3 protein-coding genes are annotated in these 3,782 nt (G+C 45.0%); 1 reads left to right on the forward strand and 2 read right to left on the reverse strand.

Annotation, left to right across the window (positions count from 1 at the left end; translation table 11 throughout):
- Positions 1-417: 417 nt before the first annotated feature.
- Positions 418-1,782, forward strand: coding sequence for a guanitoxin biosynthesis MATE family efflux transporter GntT (gntT, locus tag H6G17_RS32200; RefSeq protein WP_347276502.1), 1,365 nt, complete (start codon positions 418-420; stop codon positions 1,780-1,782).
- A 184-nt stretch (positions 1,783-1,966) separates the two neighbouring features.
- Here gntT and H6G17_RS32205 read toward each other — a convergent pair whose 3' ends face one another.
- Together H6G17_RS32205 and H6G17_RS35075 are read right to left on the reverse strand one after the other, a co-directional pair.
- Positions 1,967-2,566 carry an isochorismatase family cysteine hydrolase gene (locus H6G17_RS32205; protein WP_192162799.1) on the reverse strand — a complete coding sequence of 200 codons (600 nt, stop codon included), beginning with the start codon at positions 2,564-2,566 and terminating at the stop codon, positions 1,967-1,969.
- A gap of 87 nt (positions 2,567-2,653) precedes the next feature.
- Positions 2,654-3,508, reverse strand: a complete 855-nt coding sequence (locus tag H6G17_RS35075; protein ID WP_192162795.1) for an ABC transporter permease subunit — start codon at positions 3,506-3,508, stop codon at positions 2,654-2,656.
- Positions 3,509-3,782: the final 274 nt, after the last annotated feature.

Genomic DNA, 3,782 nt, shown 5'->3' on the forward strand with positions numbered 1-3,782 from the left:
ATCACAAGGTTTTTCTCGACATTGATAGCGTTGCTTTCCTTGCGGAGTTTTCCCATTCTTAACTAGATCTATTCCCTAGCAGTAAGGACAATGTAGTACTTGTGTAATCATGGTTATTTTTAATTCGGTTGATGCTACTATTTTTTCGAGTGCAAGTTAGCGCATCAACAATTGTACAACATCTCCCACATTTTGACGTATGATATCTCCAATCTCTCCCGGTAAAGTCTTTGACTTATATTTGTCAAATCGGTTGCCCAGTTGCAACACAGTCGGAGTTCTAGAACTAGCTAGTAATAGCGATGTAGAAATTGATTGAATCGTCTACTGTGGTAGTTAGGTTGAGTTGCACAATTTTGACTTTTAACTTTTGACTTGCTAAGCAGTAGGGGAAAGTATGCAGGGGGTTTAAAAGCATTGCCATCTCGTTCTAGCTTTCTGCGTCACTTCTTCCAACTGGCGATCGTCAACATCCTCTCAAACCTCATGGTTCCCTTAGCTGGGTTAGTGGATGTCGCCTTTTTGGGACATTTGCCGGAAATTCGTTACCTAGCAGGAGTCGCTTTAGCAACTGTCCTATTTAATTACATCTACTGGACATTTGGTTTTTTACGCATGGGGACAACGGGGATGACGGCTCAAGCGATCGGGCGGGAAGATCGAGAAGGAGTCATACTTATAGGCTTACGTAACGGCTTAATAGCACTCTCGTTGGGATTATTGATTTTAGTTTTGCAACAGCCTTTGAGGATGCTAGGCTTTACCCTCCTGAGTGCGACACCAGAGGTCAAAGCATCCGGTCAAGCATATTACGATGCTCTCATTTGGGGCGCACCAGCAACCTTGCTCAACTTTGTACTCATTGGCTGGTTCTTGGGGCGATCGCAGAGTGGTAAGGTATTTTTGCTCTCGGCTGTCGGTAATCTATCTAATGTGGTGCTAAATTACTTATTTATCGTGCGCTGGGGATGGCAAAGTACTGGAGCAGGACTAGGAACGGCGATCGCTCAGTATCTCATGTTGCTAGTAGGGCTGATTTTAATCAATCGAGAAATCCCACTGGTAAAAATACATCAGCATCCAGCAAAAGCATCATTCGTCAGACAAATTCTCAATCCCAGCGATCTACGGGCAGCATTCGCGCTGAATGGCGAAATTCTAGTCCGTACCTTTGCTTTAGTTTCGACATTTGCCGTATTCACCAACCTCAGTTCGACCTTGGGAACGGAGGTTTTATCTACTAACACAGTGCTGTTACAAGTGGTGACACTAACAGCATACTTTATTGATGGACTTGCCTTCGCCACCGAAACCCTAGCCGGAGTTTTTCTAGGCAGAGGCGCGATCGCCCAATTAACCCAACTCATATGGGTATCTGGAATAGCAAGTTTGAGCGTAGGAATACTGTTTGCGATCGCCTTCATGCTCGTTCCCCTGCCCTTATTCGGGTTATTGACTAACCATAGTGCAATTTTGGGACGAATTAGCAGTTATGTAGGTTGGTTGCTACCAGTGTTAGGATTTGGGGCGATCGCCTATATGCTGGATGGTTACTTTCTCGGCTTAACGGCAGGTCGGATTTTGAGAATTTCGGTGCTTGCGGCTGCTTTGTTGGGATTTGCACCAATGGCTATCGCTGCGTGGTATTTCCGTAACACTCATCTACTCTGGTTGTCTCTGGCTTTATTTATGGTTGTCAGAGCTTTGAGTTTGGCAATATTTGTGCCGAGAACCCTCAAGACTAATCCTACCGATCGTTGCCAGAGATCCGATCCCCCCTAGCCCCCCTTTTTAAGGGGGGAACAAAGTCTCTTTTTCCGGCGTTGTTGTTCTAGCTGATCGCCTGCTTCTTGCCATAAAAAAGACAGAACAAAGCCCCCTTTTTAAGGGGGTTGGGGGATCTTCAAAATCTTTGCATCACAACAGAGATGTATTGACGCAATACCTGCATCCAAAAATACTCGTCTCAAGCTGCTGGAACTTTACCTGATATCGCTTCAACAAATGTAAGGTATGAAATTCTCGCACCTGTTTGCAAATATTCCATCGCCGTTAGCGCTGCCCAATGTGCGTCCCAATCGGAACCAGCACAGCAATCCTCAATAACGTGGAAGTGGTAATCGTGTTGGTGAGCGTCCGCTGCCGTGTAATGCACGCAAACGTTCGTCATCATACCAATCAATACTAAAGTATCTACCTTCAACCCCCGCAGCAGGATCTCTAAATCCGTACCAAAAAAACAGCTGTAGCGACGTTTGCTAATTGTAAATTCTCCGTCAATGGGAGCTAATTCACAATAATAATCAGTACTAGCCCAAGTTTCCAAACAGTGAATCGGTTCTGCACCATCTAACTCCCGTCCAAAATCCACCATTTCTTTACGATGGACTTCTTTACAGTGAATAATTGGTAATTGTGCTTGACGCGCTGCTGCTAAAACTCGCTTTGCCTTGGGCAACAATTGGGCAATACCAACATAGGAAAGCGTGCAATCTCCTGTAAATGCCCCAGCTTGTAGATCGACACAAATTAAGGCAGTTTTGTTTGGCTCTAGCTTGAGGTTCATCACTGATTGGTCATTTGTCATTTGTCATTTGTCATTAGTTGTTGTTCTCTCCTCTGCTCCCTGCTCCCTGCTCCCTGTTCGCTGATTCTACTGTGTTTGATCTGCCCAAGGAGTAAGCCGTAGGGAGAGCCACTTCAAACCGTAGTCAATTAGCAGACCGATCGCGCCAATTAAAGCAATACAAAATAAGACTTTCTCTGTTTGTAAAAATCGTTGAGCTTGAATAATTTTGAAACCTAAACCGCTTTGAGCTGCTACCAGTTCGGCAATGACTAAAAAGTTCCAAGCTCCAGAAATATTAACTCGTAGAGTATCTAGAACGCTAGGAAATGTTGCTGGCACAATCACTTTGAACAAGACATCGCGACGATTTGCCCCTAAAGTATAGGCAACATTAATCATCTCGTTGGGAATGAATTTGACCGCATCTGCTACCATGATGGCGTTGTACAGTACGACACCCAAGAAGACAATTAGTATCTTGGCTTCTTCACCTAAACCAACCCAAATCACAATTAGCGGTACAAATGCGGTGACAGGCATATATCTCACTGTACCGACAATGGGAGCGAATAGGCTTTCCATGCTGTAGAAAGTTCCCATTGCGATTCCCATTGGTACTCCAATAATTGCGGCAAATAGAAAACCGCCGAGAACCCGACCGCAGCTCACGAGGATATCCATAATGAGATTGTCCTGAGTCAACATATCTATGCCAGCTTGGAGAACCGCCGTTGGTGTGGGGAGAAACATTGGCGGAACCCAACCCGCGTAACTCGCGATCGCCCATAATATTAACGGTACTGCGAGAGATGTTGCGGCGATCGCCATTGCCAGCCAACGGGGGAAACCTTGGCGGATGCTCCAAAACACGGAAGGTTCGAGATAGCGGTTTTGACGAGGCGAAGCTAGATCTGAATTACTGAAACTAGATTGAGCCACCAGTGGTATTACCTCCATCTATTAGCAAATACTTTACAAACATTTGGCAACTGGAGCAGCAGAGGATGTGAGTTAATCGCTGTGAAGAATTCCGTTATTTTGCTGAATTGTCTATCAGTTGTCTCAGTCTTATGCTACTAAAAAGCATAGTGTATGGAAAAGCAAGATTTGGGGGCTCTTGCGTTCCCACTATGCTAGAGCATCATCAAGATACCAGCAAATGAAACAGCGTAGTTGAAAATTATCGAAGTTTCTGAAACCGTAGCCTGAGCGT

It is taken from the genome of Chroococcidiopsis sp. [FACHB-1243], assembly GCF_014696895.1.
GTDB lineage: Bacteria > Cyanobacteriota > Cyanobacteriia > Cyanobacteriales > Chroococcidiopsidaceae > Chroococcidiopsis.